This window comes from Micromonospora deserti, from assembly GCF_003236335.1.
Classification (GTDB): domain Bacteria; phylum Actinomycetota; class Actinomycetes; order Mycobacteriales; family Micromonosporaceae; genus Micromonospora; species Micromonospora deserti.
Window position 1 is genome coordinate 1 of the sequence record NZ_POUB01000422.1, and the last position, 3,511, is coordinate 3,511.

Sequence of the window (3,511 nt, forward strand, 5' to 3'; positions counted from 1 at the left end):
CGGCGGGCTGCCCCCAATCGTCGAGGGGGAGGGAGAGGAAGACCGGGCCGGCCGGCGGCTGCATCGCGGTCGCGTACGCCCGCATCAGCGCCGCCGGGACATCCTGCGCACGGGTCGGCTCGTGGCTCCACTTGACGTACGGCTGGGGCAGCTCGGTGGCGCGCCGGCTGGTCAGCCGGGGCTCGAGCAGCAGCATCTCCCGGGTCTGCTGGCCGGCGGTGACGATCAGCGGGGTGCGGTTGTGCCAGGAGGTGACCAGGTTGCCCATACCGTTGCCGGTGCCCGGGGCGGTGTGCAGGTTGACGTGCGCGGCACGGCCGCTGGCCTGCGCGTAGCCGTCGGCCATGCCGACCGCCGACGCCTCGTGCAGGGCGAGCACGTAGTGGAAGTCGTCCGGGAAGTCCCGCAGGAACGGTTCCTCCGTGGAGCCGGGATTGCCGAAGACGGTGGTCATGCCGAGGGCGCGCAGCAGGTCGTACGTGGTGTCGCGGACCGTTGCCATCGCCTCCCAATCTATCGGGACGGCTCGGGCAGATCGGGCTTTTCGCTGCCCGCTGGGCGGTCAGGGCAGCGTGAGGGGCACCGCGATCCCGTCCAGGGCCCGCCCGCAGGCGCAGTCCCGCTCGGTCGGCAGCGTGGTGATCGCGTCCAGCAGCAGGCCCCGCAGCCGGTCGGTGTTCTCCCCGAAGACCCGGAACACCTCCTCCTGGGTCACCGCGTGACCGCCTGCCACGCCCGCGTCGAGGTCGGTGACCAGCGCGATCGAGGAGTAGCAGAGGGCGAGCTCGCGAGCGAGCACCGCCTCCGGGTGCCCGGTCATGTTCACCACCGTGCCGCCGATCGAGGTGAACCAGCGCGACTCGGCGCGGGTGGAGAAGCGGGGCCCCTCGACCACCACCACCGTCCCGCCGTCCACCGCCGGGATCTCCCGACCGGCCGCGGCGGCCAGCAGGGTTCGCCGGCCGTTCGGGCAGTACGGGTCGGCGAAGGAGACGTGCACCGCACCCCGGTCGTAGTAGGTCTGCGCCCGGCCGCCGGTCCGGTCGATCAACTGGTCCGGCACCACGAACGTGCCCGGGCCGAGTTCCGGGCGGAGCCCGCCGACGGCGCACGGGGCGAGTACCTGGCGTACCCCGAGCGACCGCAGCGCCCACAGGTTGGCCCGGTACGGGATCAGGTGCGGCGGGTACCGGTGGTCCCGCCCGTGCCGGGGCAGGAACGCCACCCGGCGCCCACCCACCTCCGCGATGGTGACCGGATCGGAGGGCGCCCCGTACGGCGTTTCCACCTCGTGCTCGGTGGCGCCGTCGAGCAGTGCGTACAGCCCTGACCCACCGATCACCGCGAGTTCCGCCGTCGGATTCATCGGCCCCCCTTTTCCTCTCGATCACCCGCCCGTCAGACCTTAGCCAGCGCCCCGGGCGCAGGCTATGGTGCCAGGCATGGCGTTGACAGCGCGGATGACGACGGTGCCCCCGGGCGTCCTGGTGCGGTCGGTCTGACGGGGTGTCCGGTATGCAGGGAGAGGGGCAGGCGATCGGCGGGCGCGCGACGGAGTCGATGAGCGGGCGGCTGCTGGTTGCGACCCCGTCGCTGAAGGACCCGAACTTCGACCGGACGGTGGTGCTGCTGGTCGCGCACGAGCCCGGCGGGGCGCTCGGCGTGGTGCTCAACCGGGCCACCGAGGTCCCCGTCGCGGACGTGCTCGGTGACTGGAGCGACCTGGCCCGCCATCCGGCGGTGCTCTTCGAGGGCGGCCCGGTGCAGCCCGACTCGGCGATCTGCCTGGCTCGCATGCGCCAGCCGGTGAAGCGGGTCAAGGGCTTCCATCAGGTCTCCGGCGCGGTCGGCACGATCGACCTGTCGGTCGACCCGGAGCGGCTGCGGGAGAGTGTGGGCGGCATCCGGGTCTTCGCCGGCTACTCGGGGTGGGGTGCCGGGCAGTTGGAGCAGGAGATCGAGGAGGGCTCCTGGTTCGTGCTGGACGCGCTGCCCGGCGACGCCTTCGTCGACCGGCCGGACGATCTCTGGCCGATGGTGCTGCGCCGGCAGGGCGGCATGATGGCCGCGGTCGCCCACTTCCCACCGGACGTGGCACTCAACTGACCGCCGGCGGGGAGAGCCCCCGCGATATGACCATGGCGGCGGACGTGTGTATAGTTCTCCCAGTGCCCGGGCGACCGGGTGCGAAGGCAAGGGGCCGTGGCGCAGCTGGTAGCGCACCACACTGGCAGTGTGGGGGTCAGGGGTTCGAGTCCCCTCGGCTCCACCCATGCGAAAAGCCCTGGTGAGGGACAGAATCCCCCCACCAGGGCTTTTGTTGTTTCTGATCTTCTCGGGCCGCTGCGTGCCAGATCCATGCCAGATCAACCGGTAACCCTTCGTCCCCGCTGTTCAAGCTCTACATTTTGAACGGCGAGGAAGTGTTCTACGGCTTCTATCCGGTCGTTGAGCGCACCGTCTCGATCAAGGGTGAGCCCATGGCGATCTACGACCTGATGGGCAAGGATGTACCGCTGTTCCACTACGCGGTGACCGATGATGACACGTCGCGCGGCACGCAGTTCGTGAAAGCTTCTCGCCAGTGGTTCGACTCGGTGTGGTCGACCATCGCCTACCGGTACGACGGATGACCGCCGACCTCGGCCGACTGCTCGCCGGGGTCGGCGCGGTGCTGCTCGATTTCGACGGGCCGGTGTGCAGCATCTTCGCCGGATACCCGGCGCCGCAGGTTGCCGCCGAACTGGTTGACGTGCTGCGGCGGCACGGCGTCGATGTGCCGCCGGACCTCGCCAGCGAGCCGGACCCGCTTGAGGTGCTCCGTCGCACCGGCTCGGCTGGCGAGCATGGCATTACGCGGGCGGTGGAGGATGCGCTCTGCGCGGCCGAGCGCCGGGCCGTCGAGACTGCCGAGCCCGCGCCGTACGGCCGGGAGGTCATCGTGGCGGCCCGGCATGCCGGGATGCCGGTGGCGGTGGTCAGCAACAACTCGGCCGGCGCGGTGAGCGCGTACCTGGCAGCGCATCGGCTCGCCGTGTACGTGTCGTCGGTGGTCGGCCGGGCATACGCCGACCCGAACCGCATGAAGCCCAACCCGGAACCGATCCTGCAAGCCGCGCGTGCCGTCGGCGAGCCACCAAGCCGGTGCGTTCTGGTCGGTGACTCGCTCTCGGACATCGACGGAGCGCGTGCCGCCGGAGTGGGGGTGATCGGCTATGCGAATCGGCCGGCCAAGGTCGAGACGTTCCGGGCCGCCGGGGCGGACGTGGTGATTGCGAGCATGAGTGAGCTAGCGTGCGCGCTGATATAGAGAAATGGCCGGGCGGACAGCCCGGCCATTTCAGTTGGCTAAAGGATGTCTCGTAACTCGGTGAACGCGTTGCCGTTCAACGGTGTCGGCGTCATCCGGCGAGGATGATGTTGTGGAGGTTGGCAACGCCGGAAGCGGTGTCGGCCAATGTTTTGGCGGCGCGGCGATAGTCCCGCAGGATCTTGAAGGTCTTCATGCGGG

General features: G+C 70.2%; 4 protein-coding genes, 1 tRNA gene and 1 pseudogene. 4 read left to right on the forward strand and 2 right to left on the reverse strand.

Annotation, left to right across the window (positions count from 1 at the left end):
* A partial coding sequence (locus tag C1I99_RS30495) for a thiamine pyrophosphate-binding protein (protein ID WP_267897533.1) occupies nucleotides 1–502 on the reverse strand: 502 nt, incomplete at its 3' end.
* Between the two features lie 60 nt (nucleotides 503–562).
* The gene (locus C1I99_RS30500) at nucleotides 563–1,366 is read right to left on the reverse strand and encodes an S-methyl-5'-thioadenosine phosphorylase (RefSeq protein ID WP_111137617.1); all 804 of its coding nucleotides are present in this window, start codon (nucleotides 1,364–1,366) and stop codon (nucleotides 563–565) included.
* Between the two features lie 149 nt (nucleotides 1,367–1,515).
* Here C1I99_RS30500 and C1I99_RS30505 point away from each other — a divergent pair, with 149 nt between their 5' ends.
* The 4 genes and pseudogenes from C1I99_RS30505 (at nucleotide 1,516) to C1I99_RS30520 (ending at nucleotide 3,310) form a co-directional block, all read left to right on the forward strand.
* On the forward strand, nucleotides 1,516–2,106 hold the full coding sequence (locus C1I99_RS30505; protein ID WP_111137618.1) for a YqgE/AlgH family protein: 591 nt from the start codon (nucleotides 1,516–1,518) through the stop codon (nucleotides 2,104–2,106).
* A gap of 90 nt (nucleotides 2,107–2,196) precedes the next feature.
* Nucleotides 2,197–2,269: transfer RNA gene (locus C1I99_RS30510), tRNA-Ala, on the forward strand.
* A gap of 112 nt (nucleotides 2,270–2,381) precedes the next feature.
* A pseudogene (locus C1I99_RS30515) lies at nucleotides 2,382–2,633 on the forward strand (GntR family transcriptional regulator); the annotation flags it as partial.
* Nucleotides 2,630–3,310 (forward strand): HAD family hydrolase, encoded by a 681-nt coding sequence (locus C1I99_RS30520; protein ID WP_111137619.1) that lies wholly within the window; start codon nucleotides 2,630–2,632, stop codon nucleotides 3,308–3,310. The pseudogene C1I99_RS30515 and the gene C1I99_RS30520, both read left to right, overlap by 4 nt.
* Nucleotides 3,311–3,511 lie beyond the last annotated feature (201 nt).

Bases quoted from the DNA above. Each gene is read 5' to 3' on its own strand.
- C1I99_RS30500 (WP_111137617.1), bottom strand. From the start codon at position 1,366: ATGAATCCGACGGCGGAACTCGCGGTGATCGGTGGGTCAGGGCTGTAC.
- C1I99_RS30505 (WP_111137618.1), top strand. From the start codon at position 1,516: ATGCAGGGAGAGGGGCAGGCGATCGGCGGGCGCGCGACGGAGTCGATG.
- C1I99_RS30520 (WP_111137619.1), top strand. From the start codon at position 2,630: ATGACCGCCGACCTCGGCCGACTGCTCGCCGGGGTCGGCGCGGTGCTG.